Consider the following 22,802-nt stretch of genomic DNA (forward strand, 5'->3'; position numbering starts at 1 on the left):
CAGCTCGGCTTTGAGCAATTCCAGGAAAGTGCGAAGCGGCTTCCGTTCGGAATTGCATAATTTCTACTAGAGGAGGGGATCGAGCAGGAACGAACGCTCGTCCGCTTTTTCCTTCTGCTCGACAGTTCCTGCCGGCGCCTTGGTGTTGATCGGCGCGGTCGAGCCGGGGCGATCGAGGTCGCCTTTGCGTCCGCAACCGACAAGAACCAGCCCGGGGATCGCCAGCAGAAGTGCAAGCCGGGCCGCCTTCGTGAATGTCATCGTAATTTTCCTTCGCGGGAACTGATGCAGGTGCGATGTCTTACCGATTTTTCAGGCACTTGTGCACCCTGTTTCTGCGGGCGAGGAACCGCCCGCAGCGGGCTTGGCGCGGATGCCCTAGTTGCGGGCGCGCCACCAGGCGATCTGCTTGCGGACCTCGTTCGGCGCGGTGCCACCGAAGGAGGTACGGCTGGCCACGGAGGCTTCGACCGTCAGGACATCGAAGACCTTGTCGGTGATGTCGGCATGGATCGACTGCAGGTCGGCAAGCGAAAGGTCAGCGAGATCGCAGCTCTTCTGTTCGGCAAGCGCCACGGCGCGGCCGGTGACATGGTGGGCGTCGCGGAAGGGGAGGCCCGCCTCACGCACCAGCCAGTCGGCAAGGTCGGTCGCGGTCGAATAGCCGGAGCCGGCGGCCGCCTTCATGCGGTCGGTGCGGATGGTTACGTCACGCACCATGCCGGTCATGGCGGCGATCGCCAGTTCGAGGCTTTCGGCGGCGTCGAAGACCTGTTCCTTATCTTCCTGCATGTCCTTGGAATAGGCGAGCGGCAGGCCCTTCATGACCGTGAGCAGCGCGACCAACGAGCCGTTGATGCGGCCGGTCTTGGCGCGCACCAGTTCTGCAGCATCCGGGTTCTTCTTCTGCGGCATGATCGAGGAGCCGGTCGAGAACGCATCCGACAGGCGGATGAAGCCGAACTGCGGCGTCGACCAGATGACGATCTCTTCGGCAAGGCGCGACAGGTGCGTGGCAGTGATCGAGGCCATCGACAGGAATTCGAGCGCGAAGTCGCGGTCCGATACCGTGTCGATCGAGTTGCGGGTCGGGCCGGCAAAGCCGAGCGCCTTGGCGGTCATGTGGCGGTCGATCGGGAAGCCGGTGCCGGCAAGGGCTGCGGCGCCGATCGGGCTTTCGTCCATGTGCTCGATGGCGTGGCGCACGCGCGAGCGGTCGCGGCCAAACATCTCGACATAGGCCATGCAATGGTGGCCGAAGGTAACGGGCTGTGCGGTCTGCAGGTGGGTGAAACCGGGCATGACGGTATCGGCATGTTCCTCGGCGCGGTCGAGAAAGGCGGCGATCAGCGCCGTCAGCGCCTTCTCCGTCCGCTGCAACTCTTCCTTGACCCAGAGGCGGAAGTCGAGCGCCACCTGGTCGTTGCGCGAGCGGGCGGTGTGCAGGCGGCCGGCCGCGGGACCGATGAGGGTTGCGAGCCGGGCTTCGATATTCATGTGAATGTCTTCGAGACGGCGCGAAAACTCGAACGCACCGCTTTCGATCTCTGACAGGATCGTGTTCAGGCCGTGAACGATCTTGTCTTTGTCGTCAGCCGAAATGATGCCTTGATGCGCCAGCATCGTCGCATGCGCTATTGAGCCGCGGATGTCCTGGGCATAGAGCTTCTTGTCGAAGCCGATCGAGGCATTTATTTCCTCCATGATCGCGTCCGGACCCGAGGCAAAGCGACCGCCCCACATCTGGTTGGAGGATTTCGTCTCGGAATTGCCGTCAGCCATGAAGAATGCCCGCCTTGGAGAATGAAATGCCCGACCAGAAGAAATCCCCCCCGGCCGTGAAACTGTTCGCGCTCGCCGCCCTGTTCGGCGTGATCGTCGGTGCGGCAGCGGTATACGTGAAGGAGACCGGGTCTGGCAATGGCGAGACGGCCGAAACGGCTGCAGCCAGCTGCCCGCTGACCTCGGCCAAGGTCGCCTCGCTGACGCCCTTCATGAAGGGGCAGGTCGCCGCGATGTCGCCGGCGTCGGCACCGCGGCCGATCGCGCTAGACTTCAATGGCCCGGACGGCAAGCCGACCAATGTCTCGGCCTTTGCCGGCAAAACGCTGCTCGTCAATCTCTGGGCCACCTGGTGTGTTCCCTGCCGCGAAGAAATGCCCGCCTTGAACGCCCTGCAGAAGTCGCTCGGCAGCGACAAGTTCGAAGTGGTGGCGATCAATATCGATGTCGGCGACGACGAGAAGCCGAAGGCTTTCCTCGACGAGACCGCCGTGCACGCGCTTGGCTATTACCGCGACGCTTCGATGGGCGTGTTCAACAACATGAAGAAGGAAGGGCTGGCTTTCGGCCTGCCGGCAACCCTGTTGCTCGACGACAAGGGCTGCCTGATCGGCTCGATGAATGGCCCGGCCGCCTGGGACAGCGACGATGCCAAGGCGCTGATCAGCGCTGCGCTTGCCCCGGCTGCGGGAAGCTGAAGGGGCCTGGATCTAGACAAAGAAAAACCCGGCGGATCGCCGGGTTTTTCTTGTCAGATGCTGACGGAATTAGCGGGTGGGAACCGGCACTTCGCCGCGATAGTCGTAGAAGCCGCGCCCGGACTTGCGGCCGAGCCAGCCTGCTTCGACATATTTTACCAGCAGCGGGCAGGGGCGGTACTTCGAATCTGCCAGGCCATCATAGAGCACCTGCATGATCGAGAGGCAGGTGTCGAGGCCGATGAAGTCGGCAAGCTGGAGCGGGCCCATCGGATGGTTGGCGCCGAGCTTCATGGCGGTGTCGATCGCCTCGACGCTGCCGACGCCTTCGTACAGCGTGTAGATCGCCTCGTTGATCATCGGCAAAAGGATGCGGTTGACGATGAAGGCCGGGAAGTCTTCGGCGACCGTCACGGTCTTGTCGAGCGTCGCGACGAATTCCTTGGCGGTCTTGAAGGTCTGCTCGTCGGTGGCGATGCCGCGCACGAGCTCGACCAGCTTCATGACCGGAACCGGGTTCATGAAGTGGATGCCCATGAAGTGCTCGGGGCGATCGGTGGCGGAGGCGAGGCGGGTGATCGACAGCGACGAGGTATTCGTCGCGAGAATCGCTTCCGGCTTCAGGATCGGACAAACCTGGCCATAGATCTTGCGCTTGATCGTCTCGTCTTCGGTGACGGCTTCGATCACCAGATCGGCCTGCGACAGGTCGTTGATGTCGGAAGAGCCCTTGATCAGGGCAAGTGCCGCCTTGCGGGCCTCGTCGGTCATCTTGCCGGAGGAGACCTGACGGGCAAGGTTGCCGTTGACGGTGGCAAGGCCTGCTTCGATCCGCTCGGCGGCCAGATCATAGATCTGTACCTTGTATCCGGCGATTGCCGAAACATGTGCGATGCCACAGCCCATTTGCCCGGCACCAATAATTCCGACCGTCTTGATCATCGCAGCGAACATCCATCTTCAAAGCTTGGCGGTGAGGCCGCCGTCAGACATGCAAACCGGGCCGGTTTGGCCGGCCCGGTAGATTGTTAATGCCAAGTCCCCGCTTTTGCCAGCCCTTTTCACGGGTGCGGCGGGTGGCATCGATTTGGGCTTACAGTGCCTTCTGCAACTCCGGCAGAGCGTCGAAAAGATCAGCAACCAGGCCGTAGTCTGCGACCTGGAAGATCGGCGCCTCTTCGTCCTTGTTGATCGCGACGATGACCTTGCTGTCCTTCATGCCGGCGAGGTGCTGGATGGCACCGGAAATGCCGCAGGCGATGTAGAGATCAGGCGCGACGACCTTGCCGGTCTGGCCGACCTGCCAGTCGTTGGGCGCGTAACCAGCGTCGACCGCAGCGCGCGAAGCGCCGACGGCAGCACCGAGCTTGTCGGCAACCGGCAGTATCACTTCCTGGAACTTCTCGGACGAGCCGAGCGCACGGCCGCCGGAGATGATGATCTTGGCAGAGGTGAGCTCCGGACGATCGGACGACGACAGCGCGTCGGCGACGAAGGAGGAAACGCCGGGGTTGGCGGCAGCCGAAACGCTCTCGATCGCAGCCGAACCGCCTTCAGCGGCCGAGGCGAAGGAGGCGGTGCGCACGGTGATGACGCGCTTGGCTTCCGTCGTCTGCACGGTCTGGATGGCGTTGCCGGCATAGATCGGGCGCTTGAAGGTGTCGGAAGAGACAACTTCGATGATTTCGGAGACCTGGCTGACGTCGAGCAGGGCTGCGACGCGCGGCATGACGTTCTTGCCGACCGAGGTCGCGGCCGCAACGATCGTGTCGTAGTTGCCGGCGAGCGAGACGATGAGGGCGGCCAGCGGCTCGGCGAGGTTGTTGGCCAGCGAGGCGTCGTCGGCGACGAGCACCTTGGCTACGCCCGCAAGCTTGGCCGCCTGTTCGGCCGCAGCCTTGGCGCCGGCGCCGGCAACGAGGATGTGCACGTCGCCGCCGATCTTGGAGGCCGCGCTCAGCGCCTTGGCGGTCTGGTCGGAAAGGTGGTTGCTGTCGTGATCAGCCAGAAGAAGAATGGCCATGATGATGTCTCCCTTTCCTGAACTTAAAGTACGCCGGCTTCGGTCTTGAGCTTTTCGACGAGCTCGGCGACCGACTTGACCTTGATGCCGGCCTTGCGGCCCGACGGCTCCTCGGTCTTCAGCACCTTGAGGCGGGCTGACGTGTCGACGCCGAAGTCGGCAGGCGACTTCTTGTCGAGCGGCTTCTTCTTCGCCTTCATGATGTTCGGCAGCGATGCGTAGCGCGGCTCGTTCAAACGCAGGTCGGTGGTGACGACTGCCGGCAGCTTGATGTCGATGGTCTGCAGACCGCCGTCGACTTCGCGCGTCACGGTCGCCTTGCCGTCGCCGATTTCGACCTTGGAGGCAAAGGTGCCCTGTGCCCAGCCCAAGAGAGCCGACAGCATCTGGCCGGTCTGGTTGCTGTCATCATCAATCGCCTGCTTGCCGACGATGATCAGGCCCGGCTGTTCGGCGTCTGCAACGCCCTTGACGATCTTGGCAACGGCGAGCGGTTCGACCTGGTCTTCGGTTTCAACCAGGATGGCGCGGTCGGCGCCCATGGCGAGCGCGGTGCGCAGCGTCTCTTCGGCCTTGGCCGGACCGACGGATACGACGACGACTTCCTCAGCCTTGCCGGCTTCCTTCAGCCGCAGCGCTTCCTCGACCGAGATTTCGTCGAAGGGGTTCATCGACATCTTCACGTTCGCAAGTTCGACGCCCGAACCGTCTGCCTTCACGCGGATCTTGACGTTGTAGTCAACGACCCGCTTCACCGTCACAAGTATTTTCATGGATTCTTCCCTCCAAGAGCTTTCGCAGGAAAATGCGCCTTAACGGAGCCGCCTGATTGTCGGTTGGCGACATCGATACGCGTTTTTTCTCCAATTACAATCGCTGTGCATGACGCTAAATCGATATAATCCCGAGAATTGGAATTACGTTTACGTACACGTAAGAATAATCGATGGCAAGTGGCTCGGGGCCTGATGAAGCCCTGTCCCGGGAGGGCCGGGAAGCGTCCAGGCAAGCCATTGAAATAATGGATAATCCTCGTTGAAGGCTGGCGATTGCCGGTGTCAGGATCCGGTCTGGCGTCCCCAGGGAACGGGCGGTCGTGTCGCATCTGACGAGGGCTGTTGGCTTGCGGTGACCGGCGCGGCCTTGTGCCGGACGGCGCGGGGCGTGACGATCGTGCGGTCGAACAGCGGCACATCGCGGCGTCGCAAAATGACCACCAGAACCAGCCCCGCGATGATGCCGCCGACATGGGCGCTCCAGGAAACGCCGCTGCCGGGATCGACGACCAGCATGAAGAACTGCTGGCCGATCCAGAAGGCGAGCGGGATGACGGCGGGCAGCGGCAGCGGGATGCGGAAAAACACCAGCACCCAGACGCGCACCTTCGGGTGCAGGAGGAAATAGGCGGCAACAATGCCGGAGATCGCCCCCGATGCTCCGATCAGCGGGGCCTCGGAGGCCGGGTCGAGCAGCCCATGCGCCAGCGCGCCTGCAGCGGCGCAGAGAAGGTAGAAGACGAGGTAGCGGAAGTGCCCGAGTGCATCCTCGACATTGTCGCCGAACACCCAGAGGAACAGCATGTTCATGGCGAGATGCATGAAATCGCCATGCAGGAAGGAATAGGTGACGAAGGTGAAGCCGTCGGGGACGACGACCAGCGAGGGATCAAGCTGGGCGTAGTCGAAAATGAGCGCCGGGATATAGCCGAAGCCGAGCAGTGCTGCGTTGGCGAATTGCTCGGAGGCAATCGGACCGGTGATCAGCCAGACGACGACGTTGATCACAATCAGGCTGATCGTGACGTACTGGACCTTGATGTGCTTCAGGGTGTTCGTATCGTGAAGCGGTATGAACATGCGGTCTCCCGAAGCACAGGTTACGGCCCGTTTCTCCCGCCGAATCTCGATCGGGCGACGATGCGCAAGCGGACGTTATCTGTTTTTCCCGGGAATCCAAAGAACGTCGGCTTGACCTTTGTCATTTGCAAAGCGCGCCGCGACGAACAGGAAATCCGACAGGCGGTTGATATAGGCGATGGCTTCGGTGCTGACGATTTCGCCTTCGATCTGGGCAAGCGCCACCACCTGGCGTTCCGCGCGGCGTGCGACCGTGCGGGCGACATGGAGGGCTGCAGAGGCGGGGCTCCCGGCCGGAAGCACGAAGGAGCGCAAGGGATCGAGCTCGGCATTCAGCCGGTCGATCTCGGTTTCGAGCCAGGTCACCTGTGCTGCGACGATGCGCAGCGGTTCGTATTGCGGCGGCTCGCCGGTGTCGGGTGTCGCGAGATCCGCGCCGAGATCGAAGAGATCGTTCTGGATCCGCATCAGCGCGGCGTCGAGATCGACGTTGCCGGCCGTATGCTGCCGCGCCAGGCCAACAAAGGCGTTGGTTTCGTCCACCGCGCCATAGGCATCGACACGCAGGTCGCTTTTCAGCCGGCGCGGTCCGGCGACGAGCCCAGTGGTGCCGTTGTCACCCGTCCGGGTATAGATCTTGTTGAGCTTCACCATGGGTGGACGCAGTCCTCTCGCGCAATATCAGGAACGGTGTGGAACGGCTGTCCGTTCAAGATTGCGTCAGGTCGGGCGGCCGCCGCCGGTGATCCAGAGCGTGAGCATGATCAGGGCGATCGCGATCGCCTGCAGCAGAACGCGCGCCTGCATCAGCTTGTTGGACGTGTTGCCACTGCCGCCCTTTGCCATGTTCACGAGGCCGCGGATCAAGACGATCACGACCAGGCCCATGACGAACAGGGTCAGGCCGGTAAAGAAGCTGGACATCGAACTCTTCCTTGCAATTCTTGCTTCAGCCAAGTCGGCCGATGATGCGATAAAACAGTGCCGCCGGCAGAAGCTTCTTCAGAAGCGCGCCCTGTCTGGCGGGCCTTGTTACAATATAGTGCGGTTTCGGTTTCTTTGCTGTCAGCGCGTGCTTCAAAACCGCATAAACCGCCTCCGGGCCAAGCTTTCCGGCTGCGGGTTTGCTCTCGCCTTTCAAGCGTCGCATCTGCCGTTCGTATTCGACGCGATGCACCGAATTCTTGAGGTCGATGAAGCGCTCGATATAGGTGACGGCATTGGCGGTGAATTTCGAGGTGATCGGCCCGGGCTCGATCAGGCTTACCTCGATACCGCTGCCGGCCAGTTCCATCTTGAGGGTCAGCGACAGGCCCTCGATCGCAAACTTGGAGGCGTTGTAGGCGCCGCGCCAGCGATAGGGCACGATGCCGAGAATGGAGGAGCACTGCACGATGCGGCCGCTTCCGCGCGCCCGCATCGCCGGGATCACCCGTCGCGTCAGGTCGTGCCAGCCAATGACGTTGGTCTCGAGCTGAAGCCTCAGCGCCTCGGTCGGCAGATCCTCGACCGCGCCTGCCTGGCCATAGGCGCCGTTGTTGAAGAGCGCGTCGATGCGCCCGCTGGAAAGCGCCAGCACTGTATCGGCGAAGGCCGCGATGCTCTCCGGCTTGGTGTAGTCCATCAGGAAGGTCTCGATGCCCTCGCTTTCAAGCGATTGCCGGTCCTCTTCCCGGCGCACGGTGGCGAAGACCCGCCAGCCATCGGCGTGAAGCGCACGGGCGCAATAGGCGCCGATGCCGGACGAACATCCGGTGACAATGATTGTGGGGCGATCCGTCATCCGGTCGAATCCTGTAGAAATCCTGCCTCGGTTTCCCATATTCATCCGCGGGATACAATTGAATTGCGCGGACTGGAACCAGCCTGCGTTGCGACATCAGGAATTGTGCCGGGCCCGGGCGATACCTATGTGAGCGGACCGCCAGTGTCGGGCGGGTTTTAGGATTGGAATGGAATGCCAGCATTCATACGCATCACCTGGAAAGTCATCTTCGATGCGCTCTGGCATTTCAGCCTCGATGACGGTTGGGCGATGGCGAGCCACGTGGCGCTGTCCTCGCTGCTCGCGGTCTTTCCATTCTTGATCTTCGGCACCGCGCTCGGCAGCTTTCTCGGTGCCGACCAGTTTGCCGAAACGGCCGTACACCTGATTTTCGACGCCTGGCCGGAATCGATCGCCAAGCCCATCGCCGACGAAATCGTGCGGGTGCTGACGATCCCGCGCGGCGGGCTTTTGACCGTTTCGGTGCTGGCCGCCGCCTATTTCGCCTCCAACGGCGTCGAGGCGCTGCGCGTCTCGCTCAACCGCGCCTATCGCGTCACCGAGAGCCGCTACTGGTACGTCACCCGGCTTGCGAGCCTCGGTTTCGTGCTGGCCGGCGTCCTGATCCTCGCCGCACTCAGCATCCTGCTCGTCGCGGTGCCCTTGGCGGTGCGGTATGCCGGACAGTGGCTCCCCTGGCTTGGCGGCGTGCTTGCAACCGTCGACAATTGGAGCCTGCCGCTCGCTCTCGTCGTGCTGACCACCGGTCTGCTGGTGTCGCATCTCTGGCTCCCGGACGGCCACCGCAAGGTGATCGACGTGCTGCCGGGCATCGTGCTGACGCTCGTCTGCTGGACGATCGGCGCCTATGCTTTTGCTTCCTACCTCGCAACCTTCGCCACCTATGTCTCGACCTATGCAGGTCTGGCGTCGATCATGATCGTGCTGGTGTTTCTCTACATGATCGCGGCGATCTTCATCATCGGCGCCGAGATCAATGCCGCGATCCTCAAATACAGGGTCAAGCGCATGGTGCGGCGCAGCTTCCAGCTGCGCAATGGTGGGGACACGGCTCGCGAGGAACAGGACCTACCCGATTAGCGCACGGACTTCTTCAGGCGTGCGCCCGGCAGCGCGGAAGGCCGCGATGCCGGTATCCTGGTTGCTCTTCGACAGCTTGCGCCCGTCCGGGCCAAGGAGCAGCCGATGATGGTGATAGAGCGGCTCCGGCAGATCGAGAAGCCGCTGCAGCAGCCGGTGAACGGATGTCGCGTGATAGAGGTCGCGGCCGCGCACCACATGGGTGATGCCCTGCAGCGCGTCGTCGACGACGACGGAGAGATGGTAGCTCGACGGCGCATCGGAGCGCGACAGGATCACGTCACCCCAGGCAGCGGGGTCGGCGATGATGGTGCCCGTCTCGCCCTCGGGACCATGGCCGCTCTCGGCCCAGGTCAGGTGATCTTCTCCTAAAAGTGCGACCGCCTTCCGCATGTCCAGCCGCCAGGCATAGGCCTTGCCGCTCGCGGTCAGGGCCGCGCGCTCGGCTGGGGGCAATTCGCGCTCGCGGCCGGGATAGAGCGGGCTGCCGTCCGGATCGCGTGGCCAGGCCTGGCCACCGGCTTCCGCTTCGGCAACGGCCGTCTTGATCTCGCCGCGGGTCATGGCGGACGGGTAGATGACGCCGAGCATGTCCAGCCGCTGAAGCGCCGAAGCATAGGCGTCGAGATGTTCCGACTGCCGGCGCACCGGACGCTCCCAGTCGAGGCCGAGCCAGGCAAGGTCTTCGTAGATCGCCGCCTCGAATTCCGGGCGGCAACGGGTCTGGTCGATGTCCTCGATGCGCAGCAGGAAACGTCCGTTTGCGGCCTTCGCCAAGTCATGGTTCAGCACCGCGGAAAGCGCGTGGCCGAGATGGAGCAGCCCATTGGGGCTCGGGGCAAAGCGGAAAACGGGTGGCGTGTCAGGCATCGTTTCCATTTGCCATGGAAGGGGTATAAAAATCACCCGCTTTGTGGAGGCGTCATGCGGATCATCCGGACACATGAGGATATCGAGGCCGGCCTGTCAGGCCTGGTGATGCTCGATGCGCGCCTCGGGCACGTCGTTGCGAGAGCCGGCCCGGTGCCGCTCCGCCGCACCGATCCCGGCTATCGCGGCCTTGCCAGCATCATCGTCTCGCAAATGGTCTCGAAGGCCAGTGCGGCTGCGATCTGGCGGCGCATGGAGGAGAAGCTCGGTGAGGTGACGGCTGCAGGCGTCAATTCGCTGAGCGACGAGGATTGCCGGGCGATCGGGCTGTCGCGGGCGAAGGCCGAGGCGCTGAGGCGCGTGGCCGAGGTGGTCGTCGGTGGTCAGATCGATCTCGACGCGATCTGCAACATCGACGGATCGGAGGCGATCCGGGAGTTGACGGCGATCAAGGGGGTGGGGCGCTGGACGGCTGAAGTCTATCTGCTCTTCTGCGCCGGCCACCCGGATGTCTTTCCCTCCGGCGACGTCGCGCTGCAAAACGCGATCGGCCACGGACTGGGCCTCGAACTGCGACCGAGCGCACGCGAAATTGATTCGCTCGCCGCTTCCTGGTCGCCCTGGCGCAGCGTCGCCGCACGCCTCTTCTGGGCCTATTACTCACAGGAAATGCGTCGTGATGCTGTTCCTGTGACACCTTGAAGGAAAAAGCGAATCCAGCGCACGCATTTTTGTTTCCGGCTTCACAATCCTGTTGCAACGGGCCTAATATAGAAGGTGCAGATGCCGAATCGATCAGGAGAATACGCTTGACGATTGCAGTCTCACCACAGGCCTTGCCGGCGCTCGTCTTGAACGCTGACTATAGGCCGCTGAGTTACTACCCCTTGTCGCTTTGGTCCTGGCAGGACGCGATCAAGGCCGTCTTCCTTGACCGTGTAAATATCCTTGCCGAGTACGAACATTCGGTGTCGTCTCCGAGCTTCTCGATGCGACTGCCGAGCGTTGTTTGCCTCAAGAGCTACGTGCAGCCCTCACGCCACCCGGCCTTCACCCGGTTCAACGTGTTCCTGCGCGACAAATTCGAATGCCAGTATTGCGGTTCGCCCGACGATCTCACCTTCGATCACGTGGTGCCCCGCGCTCACGGCGGCCAGACGACCTGGGACAATGTCGTCGCAGCCTGCTCGCCCTGCAATCTGCGCAAGGGCAGCAAGCTGCCGAAGCAGGCCGGCATGTTCCCGCACCAGCGGCCCTATCAGCCGACGGTTCAGGACCTGCACAACAACGGCCGGCTCTTCCCGCCGAACCATCTGCATGAAAGCTGGATGGACTATCTCTACTGGGACGTCGAACTGCAGCCCTGACGCTGTTCGTGCCTTCTTGCCGGATCAGGCCGCGAAAGCGGGATCAGGAGAGGTACGTGCGCTCGCGAACCCTTGTCGGGGCGTTCACGCGACGCCGTGCCTGTTTCTCGAGAGTGATCTGGATCAGCGCGCCTTTGCCGCGCCGCGCAGGGCGATCGCTGCAAGGATGAGGCTGGCGATCACGTTCCATCCGGCAAAGGAGAGCCCAAGCACCCGCAAGGAGGCTTCGGTGCAGGACGGGCCATGCTTGGAATCGAGGTCGCCGAGCAGGTCGCCGACATTGGACGAAATCCCTTGCGCGGTCGTGGCGCAGGTGGACGGGCCTTCCCAGAAGCCCCATTCCGCGCCCGAATGGTAGACGCCCATGCCGGCGCCGACCAACATCAGGATGCCGACGATGAGAAGCAGCGTGCGTGTCGTCCACGCCGGCAGTCTGAACACGCTCGTGGCGATTGCCAGAACACCGACCGGGATGCCGTAGTAGTAGGGATCGCGCTGCAACAGGCAGAGCGCGCAGGGGATATAGCCGCCGACATGCTCGAAGCCGAGCGCCCCGCCCACGGTCGCCGCCATGCCGAGCGTTACGATAACTGCGATCAGCAGATGCTGGCGGGATTGGGTGGCGGCGTCGATCATCTATACCTCGCGGGCGGCAGCTCGAAACCGACGCATGCCGCAGTGCAAACTGGATGGCGCCTTCTTAGGCAGGATCGTACGCGCTGTAAATCGCAGCGGCCGCGACCTGCCCGCACGCTTTCGTGATTGCTGGTCGTGCATCCTCAAAATGATGGTTGACCACGGCGAAATCCTCAGTGTAAACCCGAGCCGCTGATATCGCACTTCCCTGAGCCCCATTGGCGGAATTGGTAGACGCGCTCGACTCAAAATCGAGTTCCGAAAGGAGTGCTGGTTCGACCCCGGCATGGGGCACCACCAAATACACTTTCTTCACATCCATCGTCCGACATGCCTGAACGCCGCCGCGGTCATTGAACTGTCGCTTGCGAAGGTGTTAGGTGCGCTGCAGCAAGAAAACTGTCATGGCAGCGTCATGTTACCGAGAATAGAGACCTACGACGACCTCTACCGCGCCTTCCGCTGGCAGATCCCGGAAAAGTTCAATATCGGCGTTGCCGTCAGCGACGCCTGGGCTGCGCGGGCGCCGGAGCGGGTCTGTCTCCAGCATTTTGATCCCGGCGGTGCCCATCGATCGCTCACCTATGGTGCATTCGCGCGGCAATCCTCGGCCTTCGCCAAGGGGCTTGCGGGGGAGGGTATCGTGCCCGGCGAGCGGGTCGCGATCCTGCTGCCGCAGGGGTTCGAAACGGCGATCGCCCACGCGGCGATCTATAAGCACGGTGCCATCGCTCTGCCGCTGGCGCTGCTCTTTGGCGTCGAGGCGCTCGAGTACCGGCTGCGCGATGCCGGCGTGGCGGCTGTCGTCACCAACAGCTTCGGTTATGAACGCATCGCGGCGATCCGTGAGCGGCTGCCTGATTTGCGGCTTGTGGTGCTGGCGGACGATCAGCCGCATGCGGGCACGATTGCCTTCTCGGACTTGGCGTCGGGTGATCCTTCGGGCTTTGTTGCGGCCGATACCGGTCCGGACGACCCGGCCTTGATGATCTACACGTCAGGCACGACAGGACCGCCCAAGGGAGCGCTGCACGGGCACCGGGTGCTGCTCGGCCATCTGCCCGGCTTCGAGTTTCATCACCATTTCCTGCCGCAGCCGGGCGACCGGATGTGGACGCCGGCCGACTGGGCCTGGGCGGGCGGATTGCTCAACGCGCTGTTGCCGTCGTTGCTGCATGGCGTCCCGGTCGTGTCGTCGCCGGCCCAAAAATTCGATCCGCATACGGCGTTTCGCATCCTCGAAGAAATGGACGTGCGTAACGCCTTCATTCCGCCGACGGCGCTTCGGCTGATGAAGGCGGTCGAGAACCCGCGCGAGCGCTATCGGCTTAATCTGAGAACCATCGGCTCGGCCGGTGAATCCCTTGGTCGCGAAACCTATGAGTGGGCAAAGGCCGCGCTCGGCCTCGAAGTCAGCGAGTTCTACGGCCAGACCGAGTGCAACATCGTCATATCGTCGGCTGCCGATCTCGGCGTCGTCAAGCCGGGATCGATGGGCAAGGCCGCACCCGGTCACCGGGTGGCGATCATCGACGGCGAGGGGCGCGAACTGCCGGCCGGCAGCGTCGGACAGGTGGCGGTCAAGCGGCCGGACCCGGTGATGTTCCTCGGCTATTGGGGGAATGAGGCGGCGACCGAGAAAAAATTCATCGGCGACTGGATGACGACAGGCGATCAAGGCGTGATGGACGAGGAGGGCTATTTCACCTTCTTCGGGCGTGACGACGATGTCATCACCTCGTCGGGCTATCGCATCGGCCCGGGCGAGATCGAGGATTGCCTGGCCGGTCACCCGGACGTGCAGCTTGCCGCCGCGGTCGGCAAGCCCGATCCGGTGCGCACCGAGATTGTCAAGGCCTATGTCGTATTGCGACCGGGCGTCGTTGGCGATGCGCGTGTGGCAACCTCCATCCGCGAATGGGTGAAGACCCGTCTTTCAATGCACGAATATCCGCGCGAGATCGCCTTCGTCGACAGCCTACCGCTGACGACCTCGGGCAAGGTTATCAGACGGTTCCTGCGCGAGCAGGCGGCGGGGGAAGCGCACGAGGCGATCGAGATTTCCGAAGCTTCGTAGTCCCGCGGCCGTTGCGCGATCGATTCCGATAGGCTGGAGCGGGAAAACGGGCGGAAACAGCGCGCAGTTTCTCGTCCCGCTCTGAAGCCTGTTGCGTGAAAAAGGATTCACACCTCAGGCTTTAAGCTCTTGTTTTGATACATGTCGTTGCCGCAAAACCGCTGCGCACTTTTGCGCGACGTGCATTAACGTCCTGCAAGGGCCTTGATCTTGTCGCGCAGGATCCGCGCCATGTTGCGGGTGTTGCGATAGAGATGGAGCTGGGCTGCCACCTGGCGCACTTCGCGGTCGCGGGTCTGCTGCAGGCCGATCACCATGGTGCCCATGTCTTCGCGCTCCTGCCAGAAGCGGCTCATGATCGGGTGGTCCGGCACTGCACAGGAATCCGAGCGCGCGATGTTGGCGTCGTCGAGATGCCATTCCGTCAGTTCGGCGAGAAGCAGCTTGCCCGGCGAGAACTTGGCATAGCGCTCGTCATAGGCGGTCTTCCAGGTATAGGCCTCGCCCGACATCAGGAAGACGACCATCGAGGCGATCGCCTTGCCGTCGAGATCGAGCGTGTGGATGCGCACGCTGTCGCCGTCCGCCAGATTGGTGATCGCCTCGCGGGCAAAGGCGGCGCGGAAACGGTCGAGCACCATGGCGCTGCGCGCCTTGCCCTTCCAGCCGGAGGCCTCCAGCGCCAGGAATTCCTCCATGCGCAGGCGGACGTCGGCCGGCTGGCGGGCGACCGAGTAAACGAGTTCGCCCTGCTTCTCGAGATTGCTCCACTGCCGCCGCAATTCGCGGAAGTGCGCCGGGTTGATGGCCTGGCGCAGATAGGTCGGGCCGTCGAGCAGGCTTTCGAGCATCGGCCGGCTGAAGGTGTCGGTCACCGTCAAAGGGAGGTTGCGGCCGATCGCGACCGCGCGGGTGAGGCGGGCAACCTTGCCGTTGAGCCGCATGTCGGGCAGCACCAGGATCGAGGGCAGCCCGGTTGCCGGCGCGGCAAAAGCTTCGAACAAGTTGTCGATTGTCTCGGCCGCATCCTCGGCGTCGAGCAGCGGCACGCCGAGCGGACCGAATGGGTTCGACCAGGCGCGAATGATCGGTGCGCCGATCGAGAAGCCCGGCTTTTCTATCGAGAATGGCATCAGGAAGCGCAGGCGGCTGCGGCGCTCATCGTTGTCGCGCATGATCGCAAGCCGGATGACGCGCTCTTCGAGGCGCGGCATGGCCGGCGCAAGGAAGCGACCGGTGAAAAAGACATTCGGTTCCAGCGCCCGGTTCGACAGGAAGTCGAGCTCGCGCTGCAACTCGTAGCCGGCCCTTGCCGGATAGATGGCAAGATGGCGTCCGGGGCGACCGACCTCGATCAGCTGCTCTGCGGTCGGCCCGCTGTCGCCGGCCTGCGCCAGACCGCCGAGAACCCGTGCGGCCCGGCTGTTTGCATCGCTCGGAAGATTGGTATTGCCGATCATGGAAGGACAGCCCCGTTGTTATCATTGCCGGCCCGTGCTCTTGCGAAGGCGAAGAGCGCGAAGCCGAAGGTACGCCGGACGGCGATGTGCAGCAGCATCGCCTCTACGAACATAGCACCGGCGGTTGCAACAGCAGCACCGTTCAGTCCGAAAAGAGGGATGAGGCTGAGGTTGAGTGCGATGTTGACCACCAGCGCGCCGGCGTAGAGGACCACGCATAGCGTCTGCTGGCCTGCCATCGTCAGCAGCGTTTCGGCCGGGCCGACGAAAGCCTTGGCGAGGATGCCTGCAAAAAGCACCATCATCAGCGGCAGCCCGGTGACGAAGGCCGGCCCGAAAAGCGATAGCAGGAACGGTCCGGCCAGAAGCACCAGCGCGCCGACCAGAAGAGACGGCCAGAAGGCCCAGCGGGCGCTTTCGATCGCGATGCCGGAGATCTGGCCGGGATCGCGCGCCATCGCGTTGGAGACGCGCGGGCCTGCAGCGGCCTTGACCGCGAACATCACGAAATGCACCAGCGCCATCGTCTTGGCGGCGGCGAAGTAGATCGCGACGTCGTCCGGCTCAAGGTAGAGGCCGACGATCACCACATCGGAATTGGTCAAGAGGAAGCCGAAGCCATCGACCAGGAAGACCGGGATCGAGACCTTTAGCCAGCGGCGAAGCTCGATGCGTCGCGGTCCAGGAACATAGCGCGAGCGAAGGCGATAGGTGAGCGCGAGAAACTGCGAGACGCTGGTGACATAGGCCGCGGCCATGGCTGCCATCATGGCCGTTTGCGCCGTATGCGGCGCCCCGGCGGTGACGGCGAGCACCATGAAAACGAGCACCAGCAGCGGCCGGATGATGAAGGTGGGGCTCATGGCGGCAATCGGCCAGCCATGGGCACGCGCCGTTCCGTCCATGACGTCGCCGAGCGAAATCATCGGCAGGGTAAAGAGCCCGAGATAGAGGGGCACGAGGTAGTAGGCCTCGATGTGCCCGGAAAAGAACCAGAGACCGGCAAGGCCGAGGACCGCGACCGTGGTGGCGGAGGAAAGTGCGAAGATGCGCACCGTCGTCGTCACGCCGCGGATCTCGTCCATGGCGGCCGATGCCTGGTATTCCGGCAGGAAGCGGATGACCACCGAGTGGAAGCCGACGCAGGAGAGGCTGCCGAACAGGATGACCAGCACCCAGACGAAGACGAAGATGCCGTATTCGAACTCGCCCATCAGCCGCGCAAGGATGATCTGCGACAGGAAGGCGATGGCGGCGCTGACGATACGAACCGCGAAGGCGACGAGCGCCATGCGGCGCGCGGCGTTCTTCGCGTCCGAACCGGTGAGGATGGGGAGAAGCCCGGCGAATATTGCGGACAGGCGGTGTCTCAGTGCCGACGGCAGCATTCGTCCGGCCGTTTGACATACCGCCATGAACACGAGAACACCCTGAGATTACGCAATACAGGGTTTCAGTACTGCCAGAACAGCGTTAACAAAGGGTGCAGCGCGGTTGTAAGGAATGGGGGCAACCATGCCGATTGAGGACAGCGAGCGGCAGCGGATGATGCAGGCGAAATCGATCGGCCCGCGCATGGTCGGCTATCTCCAGGAGATCGGCATCGAGCGGCTGGACGACCTCAAAACGGCGGATGCGCAAGACCTCGCACTCCGCATCAACGCCACGCTGGGCCGCCGCCACATCAACCGCACCGGCATTCGCGCACTCGAAAGCCTGATTGCCCATGCCAGGTCGTCCGATCGCTAGCAAGCAGGCCCCGCGAAACGAAAATGCCGCCCGGAGGCGGCATTTCTGAAGGGCAGGGGTGCAGACAGCACCCGCTTTCCATATTCGGCTTATGCCTCGTAGATGCCGTGGCAGTGCTTGTACTTCTTGCCCGAACCGCAGGGGCACAGCTCGTTGCGCGAGACCTTGCCCCAGGACAGTGGGTTGGCCGCGTCGCGCTGTACCGGCGGAGCTGCCAGAAGCGTTTCGCCGCCGAAATCGTCTTCGCCGGTCAGCGGGTCGATGTGGTGGCCGTGCATGGCCGGCGGGACCGGCTGCGGCGCTTCTGCCGCTTCGCGCACCAGCTCGACGCGCATGAGTTGTGCCGTCACGGCCTGGCGCAGGTTGCCGAGCAGGGCCTGGAACAGCTCGAAGGCTTCGGACTTGTATTCCTGCAGCGGGTCGCGCTGGGCATAACCGCGGAAGCCGATGACCGAGCGCAGGTGGTCGAGGTTGACGATGTGCTCGCGCCACAGATGGTCGAGCGTCTGCAGCACGACCGAGCGTTCGACATACTGCATGATCTCGGGACCGAAGCGTTCGGCACGATCGGCGGCTTCCTTTTCGGCAGCGGCCATGACGCGCTCGAGAATGTCGGCCTCGTCAATGCCTTCCTCGGCAGCCCATTCGGTGATCGGCAGGTCGAGGTTGAGGTATTGCTGCACGTCGGCCTTGAGGCCCGCGACGTCCCACTGCTCGGCATAGGCCTTCTCGGGAATGCGCTTGCTGACCATGTCTTCGACGACTTCGGTGCGCATGTCGGTCACGGTTTCGGTGACGCTTTCGGCATCCATCAGCTCGATGCGCTGCTCGAAGATCACCTTGCGCTGATCGTTGAGAACGTCGTCGTACTTCAGAAGGTTCTTGCGGATGTCGAAGTTGCGGGCTTCGACCTTCTTCTGGGCGCGTTCGAGCGCCTTGTTGATCCACGGATGGATGATCGACTCGCCTTCCTTGAGGCCCAGCTTCTGCAGCATGCCGTCCATGCGGTCGGAGCCGAAGATGCGCATCAGGTCGTCCTGGAGCGACAGGTAGAACTTGGAGCGACCCGGGTCGCCCTGACGGCCGGAACGGCCGCGCAGCTGGTTGTCGATGCGGCGGCTTTCGTGGCGCTCGGTTGCGAGAACGTAAAGCCCGCCGGCGGCCAGCGCCTTTTCCTTCAGCTGCTGCACTTCGGCGCGGATCGCCTGTTCGCGCTGTTCGCGCTCGGGGCCGGGCTCGACGTCCGAGAGCTCCTGCTGAATGCGCATGTCGACGTTGCCGCCGAGCTGGATGTCGGTACCGCGACCGGCCATGTTGGTGGCGATCGTGACGGCGCCCGGCACGCCGGCCTGGGCGACGATGAAGGCTTCCTGCTCGTGGTAGCGCGCGTTCAGAACCTGGAAGTTGGCAAAGCCCGACTTCTTCAGGAGGTCGGCGAGCTGTTCCGACTTTTCGATCGACGTCGTGCCGACCAGCATCGGCTGGCCGCGCTCGTGCGCCGACTTGATCTCCTCGATGATGGCGTTCAGCTTCTCGCCTTGGGTCCGGTAGACCTCGTCGTCCTCGTCGATACGCTTGATCGGCAGGTTGGTCGGAACTTCAACGACTTCCAGACCGTAGATGTTGCCGAATTCTTCCGCTTCGGTGGACGCCGTACCGGTCATGCCGCCGAGCTTGGAATACATGCGGAAGTAGTTCTGAAAGGTGATCGATGCGAGCGTCTGGTTCTCGGGCTGGATCTGCACCTTTTCCTTGGCTTCGAGCGCCTGGTGCTGGCCTTCCGAATAACGGCGGCCCGGCATCATGCGGCCGGTGAATTCGTCGATGATGACGATCTCGCCGTTGCGAACGATGTAGTCCTTGTCGCGCTGGAACAGCTTGTGGGCCTTGAGCGCATTGTTGACGTGGTGGACGATCGCGACGTTTTCGATGTCGTAGAGCGATTCACCCTTGAGCAGGCCCGCTTCGCGCAACAGGTTTTCGAGCTTCTCGGTGCCTTCTTCGGAGAAGTTGGCCGAGCGCTGCTTTTCGTCGATTTCGTAATCTTCGGGCGAAAGCAGCGGAATGAACTCGTTGATCGTGTTGTAGAGATCCGAACGGTCGTCGAGCGGGCCGGAGATGATCAGCGGCGTGCGCGCTTCGTCGACGAGGATCGAGTCCACTTCGTCGACGATGGCGAAGAAGTGACCGCGCTGGACCATCTGTCCGCGCTCGTACTTCATGTTGTCGCGCAGATAGTCGAAGCCGAGCTCGTTGTTCGTGGCGTAGGTGATGTCGCAGGCATAGGCGGCTTTGCGCTGCTCGTCGGTCAGGCCGTGGACGATCACGCCCGTGGTCATGCCGAGGAAGCTATAGATGCGGTCCATGGTGCCGGCGTCGCGCTGGGCGAGGTAGTCGTTGACGGTAACGACGTGCACGCCCTTGCCCGCAAGCGCGTTCAGGTAGACCGGAAGCGTCGCGACGAGCGTCTTGCCTTCACCGGTCTTCATTTCGGCGATGGCGCGCTCATGCAGGATCATGCCGCCGATGAGCTGGACGTCGAACGGGCGCAGGCCCAGCACGCGGCGGGCCGCCTCGCGGGCGACTGCAAAGGCCGGAACCAGCAGGTCGTCGAGCGTCTTTCCTTCTTCCAGCTGCTTGCGGAATTCCACCGTCTTGCCGGCGAGCGCCTCGTCCGACAGGGCCTTCATGTCGGCTTCGAGAGCGTTGATGGCATCCACCCGGGCTTTGTAGCCGCGCACGCGGCGATCGTTGGAGGAGCCAAACAACTTGCGGGCTAGGCCGCCGAGACTGACCATATGAATGGTCCTTTCTTTTTTGTTGCCTTGGGTCTCATGGCCGCGCCGCGAAAACCGCGCAATGCCGTGAAACGCCCGGAAACTGTTCTGGACGCGAGGTTGCGTGACAGATAAGAGGGGGGTCGAATTATGTCAACGCAATTGCACTACTGGACGGCTACAGAACCGCCACATTCTGGTGTTGTGCAGCCGCTACAAGCTGCAGGCAATTGCGCCGAAGGCCAATGTGAAAGGTTAGTGAGCATGACCAAGTTGAAAACCCTGGCCGCCGCGGCACTGGTTGCGGCGATGGCCGTACATGGTGGCGCGCGGGCGGAAGACGCCGATCCGGTGGTCGCCAAGGTTGGCGGCGAGGACGTGCGCCAGTCCGAACTCAATCTTGCTCTGGGCGGTCTCGACCCGCAGCTGCAGCAGATGCCGGAAGAACAGAAGCGCGCCGCAGCACTGTCGGCGATCATCGACGTCAAGCTTCTGTCCGCCACGGCCGAGAAGGAAGGCCTGCAGGACGACGCCACCTTCAAGCAGCGCGTCGCGTACCTCACCGAGCGCGAACTGCACAACGCCTACTTCAAGAAGCACGTCGTCGACGCCATCACCAAGGACGAGGTGAAGGCCCGCTACGACAAGGAAGTCGCGGCCATTCCGGCTCAGGAAGAAGTGAAGGCCCGCCATATCCTGGTCAAGACGGAAGAAGAAGCCAAGGAAATCATCAAGGAACTCGACGCCGGCAAGAGCTTCGTCGAGCTTGCCAAGGCGAAGTCCACCGATCCGAACAAGAACGACGGCGGCGACCTCGGCTACTTCACCAAGGGCCGCATGGTGCCGGAATTCGAAACGGCTGCCTTCGCTCTCGAGAAGGGCACCTACACCAAGACCCCGGTCAAGACCCAGTTCGGCTTCCACGTTATCCTGGTCGAAGACAAGCGTCCGCAGGCGCCGCCGCCGCTCGAGCAGGTCGAACAGCAGGTTCGCCAGCTTGTCATGCGTGACAAGTATGTCGAGCTGCTTGCCGCTGCCAAGAAGGATGCAGGCGTCGAAATTTCCGACCCGGCGCTGAAGCAGGCCTATGACGAGGCCAACAAGGCGCAGGAAGCGCAAGAAGCCAAGTAATTCGATCGGCGGGCCCTGCCAGCGGCGGGGCCTGTCGTCACCGCTTTTTGTCGATGCCCGGCGGTGAAAACCGTTCGGGCATTTGTCGCAAGATGGATCTGGAGCCGTTTCGGTTGTAGACCGCTCCGGATCTTTGTTCTTAGGCACTCCTGAAGGCCGCGCTGGTTCTTCCTGGAGATGCTTTGGTTTCAACACGTCACAGCAGGTTTCCCATGTCCGGCTCCGTTTCCCCGCTCGCTCCGAAAACCTTTGCCGAAATGCCCTCCGTGCGCGGCGTCCGTATGGCGACCGCAGCCGCCGGCATCAAGTACAAGAACCGCACCGACGTGCTGATGATGGTGTTCGACCGGCCGGCTGTCGTGGCCGGTGTCTTCACCCGTTCCAAGTGCCCCTCCGCCCCGGTCGACTTCTGCCGCAAGAACCTTTCGGGCGGTGTCGCACGCGCCGTCGTCGTCAACTCCGGCAACGCCAATGCCTTCACCGGCAAGAAGGGCCGCGAGGCGACGGAACTGACGGCGAAGTCGGCGGCAATGGCTGTCGGCTGCGCGGAGAGCGAAGTGTTCCTGGCGTCGACCGGCGTCATCGGCGAACCCTTGGACGCGACAAAGTTTGCCGGCGTGCTCGACGATCTGGCTGCTGCCGGCAAGGAGGACTTCTGGTTCGAAGCCGCCAAGGCGATCATGACGACGGATACCTATCCGAAGGTTGCGACGCGCAGCGCCGACATCGGCGGCGTCAAGGTGACGATCAACGGCATCGCCAAGGGCGCCGGCATGATCGCGCCCGACATGGCGACGATGCTCTCCTTCGTGGTCACAGATGCCGACATTGCGCCGGCCGCGCTGCAGGCCCTGCTTTCGGCCGGCGTCGGCCCGACCTTCAATTCGGTCACGGTCGACAGCGACACTTCGACGTCCGACACGCTGATGCTCTTTGCGACGGGCGCTGCATCGGCTGACGGCCAGCCGGCGATCACCGACGCGGCCGACCCGCGGCTCGATGCCTTTCGCGCAGCACTGAACGATCTCCTGCGCGATCTGGCGCTCCAGGTGGTGCGTGACGGCGAAGGCGCGCGCAAGATGGTCGAAGTCACCGTCGAGGGCGCCGAAAGCGATGCCGCCGCCAAGCGCATTGCGCTTTCGATCGCCAATTCGCCGCTGGTCAAGACCGCCGTTGCCGGCGAAGACGCCAACTGGGGCCGCGTGGTCATGGCTGTCGGCAAGGCGGGCGAATTGGCCGAACGCGACCGTCTGGCGATCTGGTTCGGCGATGTGCGCGTCGCCGTCGAGGGCGAGCGTGATCCGACCTATTCGGAAGCTGCGGCCACCGCCGTGATGAAGGCCGAGGACATCCCGATCCGCGTCGAGATCGGCCTCGGTTCCGGTCGCGCCACCGTCTATACCTGCGACCTGACCAAGGAATATGTCGAGATCAACGGCGATTACCGGAGCTGAGGCACCGATTGCAGGATGGTGAGCGGCCTGGTGTGCCAGGCCGTACAGAGGTAGCA

Annotated in this window: 22 protein-coding genes and 1 tRNA gene; 9 read left to right on the forward strand and 14 right to left on the reverse strand. The window is 63.0% G+C overall.

The features are described from left to right. Window positions 1–66: 66 nt before the first annotated feature. On the reverse strand, window positions 67–261 hold the full coding sequence (locus JVX98_RS25970) for a lipoprotein (protein WP_034806616.1): 195 nt from the start codon (window positions 259–261) through the stop codon (window positions 67–69). A gap of 117 nt (window positions 262–378) precedes the next feature. Continuing rightward, entirely contained in the window at window positions 379–1,782 is a 1,404-nt protein-coding gene (gene argH, locus JVX98_RS25975) for an argininosuccinate lyase (protein WP_192450640.1), read from the reverse strand. 26 nt (window positions 1,783–1,808) lie between these two features. On the opposite strand from argH, the gene JVX98_RS25980 reads away from it, so the two are divergent. Continuing rightward, window positions 1,809–2,480, forward strand: coding sequence for a TlpA disulfide reductase family protein (locus JVX98_RS25980; protein ID WP_205237918.1), 672 nt, complete (start codon window positions 1,809–1,811; stop codon window positions 2,478–2,480). 69 nt (window positions 2,481–2,549) lie between these two features. Here JVX98_RS25980 and JVX98_RS25985 read toward each other — a convergent pair whose 3' ends face one another. The 7 genes from JVX98_RS25985 to JVX98_RS26015 all read right to left on the reverse strand — a co-directional run bounded on the left by JVX98_RS25985 (window position 2,550) and on the right by JVX98_RS26015 (window position 8,142). Further along, window positions 2,550–3,422 carry a 3-hydroxybutyryl-CoA dehydrogenase gene (locus JVX98_RS25985; protein ID WP_034806743.1) on the reverse strand — a complete coding sequence of 291 codons (873 nt, stop codon included), beginning with the start codon at window positions 3,420–3,422 and terminating at the stop codon, window positions 2,550–2,552. Between the two features lie 151 nt (window positions 3,423–3,573). After that, window positions 3,574–4,503: an electron transfer flavoprotein subunit alpha/FixB family protein gene (locus tag JVX98_RS25990; protein WP_205237920.1), complete on the reverse strand. Its 930-nt coding sequence runs from the start codon at window positions 4,501–4,503 to the stop codon at window positions 3,574–3,576. Window positions 4,504–4,526: 23 nt separating this feature from the next. Continuing rightward, entirely contained in the window at window positions 4,527–5,276 is a 750-nt protein-coding gene (locus JVX98_RS25995; protein WP_043623052.1) for an electron transfer flavoprotein subunit beta/FixA family protein, read from the reverse strand. 285 nt (window positions 5,277–5,561) lie between these two features. After that, on the reverse strand, window positions 5,562–6,359 hold the full coding sequence (locus JVX98_RS26000; protein ID WP_205237922.1) for a rhomboid family intramembrane serine protease: 798 nt from the start codon (window positions 6,357–6,359) through the stop codon (window positions 5,562–5,564). Between the two features lie 75 nt (window positions 6,360–6,434). After that, complete coding sequence (locus JVX98_RS26005) at window positions 6,435–7,013, reverse strand: cob(I)yrinic acid a,c-diamide adenosyltransferase (protein WP_205237923.1); 579 nt, start codon at window positions 7,011–7,013, stop codon at window positions 6,435–6,437. Between the two features lie 66 nt (window positions 7,014–7,079). Then, window positions 7,080–7,283, reverse strand: a complete 204-nt coding sequence (locus JVX98_RS26010; RefSeq protein ID WP_043623043.1) for a twin transmembrane helix small protein — start codon at window positions 7,281–7,283, stop codon at window positions 7,080–7,082. A gap of 25 nt (window positions 7,284–7,308) precedes the next feature. Then, window positions 7,309–8,142 (reverse strand): SDR family oxidoreductase, encoded by an 834-nt coding sequence (locus JVX98_RS26015; protein ID WP_192450635.1) that lies wholly within the window; start codon window positions 8,140–8,142, stop codon window positions 7,309–7,311. Window positions 8,143–8,316: 174 nt separating this feature from the next. Between JVX98_RS26015 and JVX98_RS26020 the strand changes: the two genes are divergently transcribed. Next, the gene (locus tag JVX98_RS26020; RefSeq protein ID WP_205237924.1) at window positions 8,317–9,225 is read left to right on the forward strand and encodes a YihY/virulence factor BrkB family protein; all 909 of its coding nucleotides are present in this window, start codon (window positions 8,317–8,319) and stop codon (window positions 9,223–9,225) included. On the opposite strand, the gene gluQRS is transcribed toward JVX98_RS26020, so the two are convergent. Beyond that, window positions 9,214–10,104, reverse strand: a complete 891-nt coding sequence (gluQRS, locus tag JVX98_RS26025) for a tRNA glutamyl-Q(34) synthetase GluQRS (protein ID WP_205237925.1) — start codon at window positions 10,102–10,104, stop codon at window positions 9,214–9,216. The genes JVX98_RS26020 and gluQRS overlap by 12 nt on opposite strands. A 45-nt stretch (window positions 10,105–10,149) precedes the next feature. Between gluQRS and JVX98_RS26030 the strand changes: the two genes are divergently transcribed. Further along, the gene (locus tag JVX98_RS26030) at window positions 10,150–10,797 is read left to right on the forward strand and encodes a DNA-3-methyladenine glycosylase (RefSeq protein ID WP_043623033.1); all 648 of its coding nucleotides are present in this window, start codon (window positions 10,150–10,152) and stop codon (window positions 10,795–10,797) included. A gap of 107 nt (window positions 10,798–10,904) precedes the next feature. Beyond that, window positions 10,905–11,462, forward strand: a complete 558-nt coding sequence (locus JVX98_RS26035; protein WP_043623031.1) for an HNH endonuclease — start codon at window positions 10,905–10,907, stop codon at window positions 11,460–11,462. 123 nt (window positions 11,463–11,585) lie between these two features. Here JVX98_RS26035 and JVX98_RS26040 read toward each other — a convergent pair whose 3' ends face one another. Beyond that, complete coding sequence (locus tag JVX98_RS26040) at window positions 11,586–12,098, reverse strand: disulfide bond formation protein B (protein ID WP_205237926.1); 513 nt, start codon at window positions 12,096–12,098, stop codon at window positions 11,586–11,588. Between the two features lie 212 nt (window positions 12,099–12,310). On the opposite strand from JVX98_RS26040, the gene JVX98_RS26045 reads away from it, so the two are divergent. Together JVX98_RS26045 and JVX98_RS26050 are read left to right on the forward strand one after the other, a co-directional pair. Then, a tRNA-Leu gene (locus JVX98_RS26045) sits at window positions 12,311–12,395 on the forward strand. A gap of 118 nt (window positions 12,396–12,513) precedes the next feature. Beyond that, a complete protein-coding gene (locus tag JVX98_RS26050; protein WP_205237927.1) occupies window positions 12,514–14,175 on the forward strand; it encodes an AMP-binding protein in 1,662 nt (553 codons plus the stop codon). A 185-nt stretch (window positions 14,176–14,360) separates the two neighbouring features. On the opposite strand, the gene JVX98_RS26055 is transcribed toward JVX98_RS26050, so the two are convergent. Continuing rightward, on the reverse strand, window positions 14,361–15,635 hold the full coding sequence (locus JVX98_RS26055; protein ID WP_205237928.1) for a GNAT family N-acetyltransferase: 1,275 nt from the start codon (window positions 15,633–15,635) through the stop codon (window positions 14,361–14,363). Continuing rightward, window positions 15,632–17,023: an oligosaccharide flippase family protein gene (locus JVX98_RS26060; RefSeq protein ID WP_205237929.1), complete on the reverse strand. Its 1,392-nt coding sequence runs from the start codon at window positions 17,021–17,023 to the stop codon at window positions 15,632–15,634. The genes JVX98_RS26055 and JVX98_RS26060 overlap by 4 nt, the downstream gene beginning before the upstream one ends. Window positions 17,024–17,150: 127 nt before the next feature. Between JVX98_RS26060 and JVX98_RS26065 the strand changes: the two genes are divergently transcribed. Further along, on the forward strand, window positions 17,151–17,384 hold the full coding sequence (locus tag JVX98_RS26065) for a helix-hairpin-helix domain-containing protein (protein WP_205237930.1): 234 nt from the start codon (window positions 17,151–17,153) through the stop codon (window positions 17,382–17,384). 89 nt (window positions 17,385–17,473) lie between these two features. Here JVX98_RS26065 and secA read toward each other — a convergent pair whose 3' ends face one another. Then, window positions 17,474–20,182, reverse strand: coding sequence for a preprotein translocase subunit SecA (gene secA / locus JVX98_RS26070; RefSeq protein ID WP_192450577.1), 2,709 nt, complete (start codon window positions 20,180–20,182; stop codon window positions 17,474–17,476). A 243-nt stretch (window positions 20,183–20,425) separates the two neighbouring features. Between secA and JVX98_RS26075 the strand changes: the two genes are divergently transcribed. Further along, on the forward strand, window positions 20,426–21,292 hold the full coding sequence (locus JVX98_RS26075; RefSeq protein WP_205237932.1) for a peptidylprolyl isomerase: 867 nt from the start codon (window positions 20,426–20,428) through the stop codon (window positions 21,290–21,292). Between the two features lie 212 nt (window positions 21,293–21,504). After that, window positions 21,505–22,746, forward strand: a complete 1,242-nt coding sequence (gene argJ / locus JVX98_RS26080) for a bifunctional glutamate N-acetyltransferase/amino-acid acetyltransferase ArgJ (RefSeq protein WP_205237934.1) — start codon at window positions 21,505–21,507, stop codon at window positions 22,744–22,746. Window positions 22,747–22,802 lie beyond the last annotated feature (56 nt).

Origin of the sequence: Ensifer sp. PDNC004 (assembly GCF_016919405.1) — a bacterium.
GTDB lineage: Bacteria > Pseudomonadota > Alphaproteobacteria > Rhizobiales > Rhizobiaceae > Ensifer.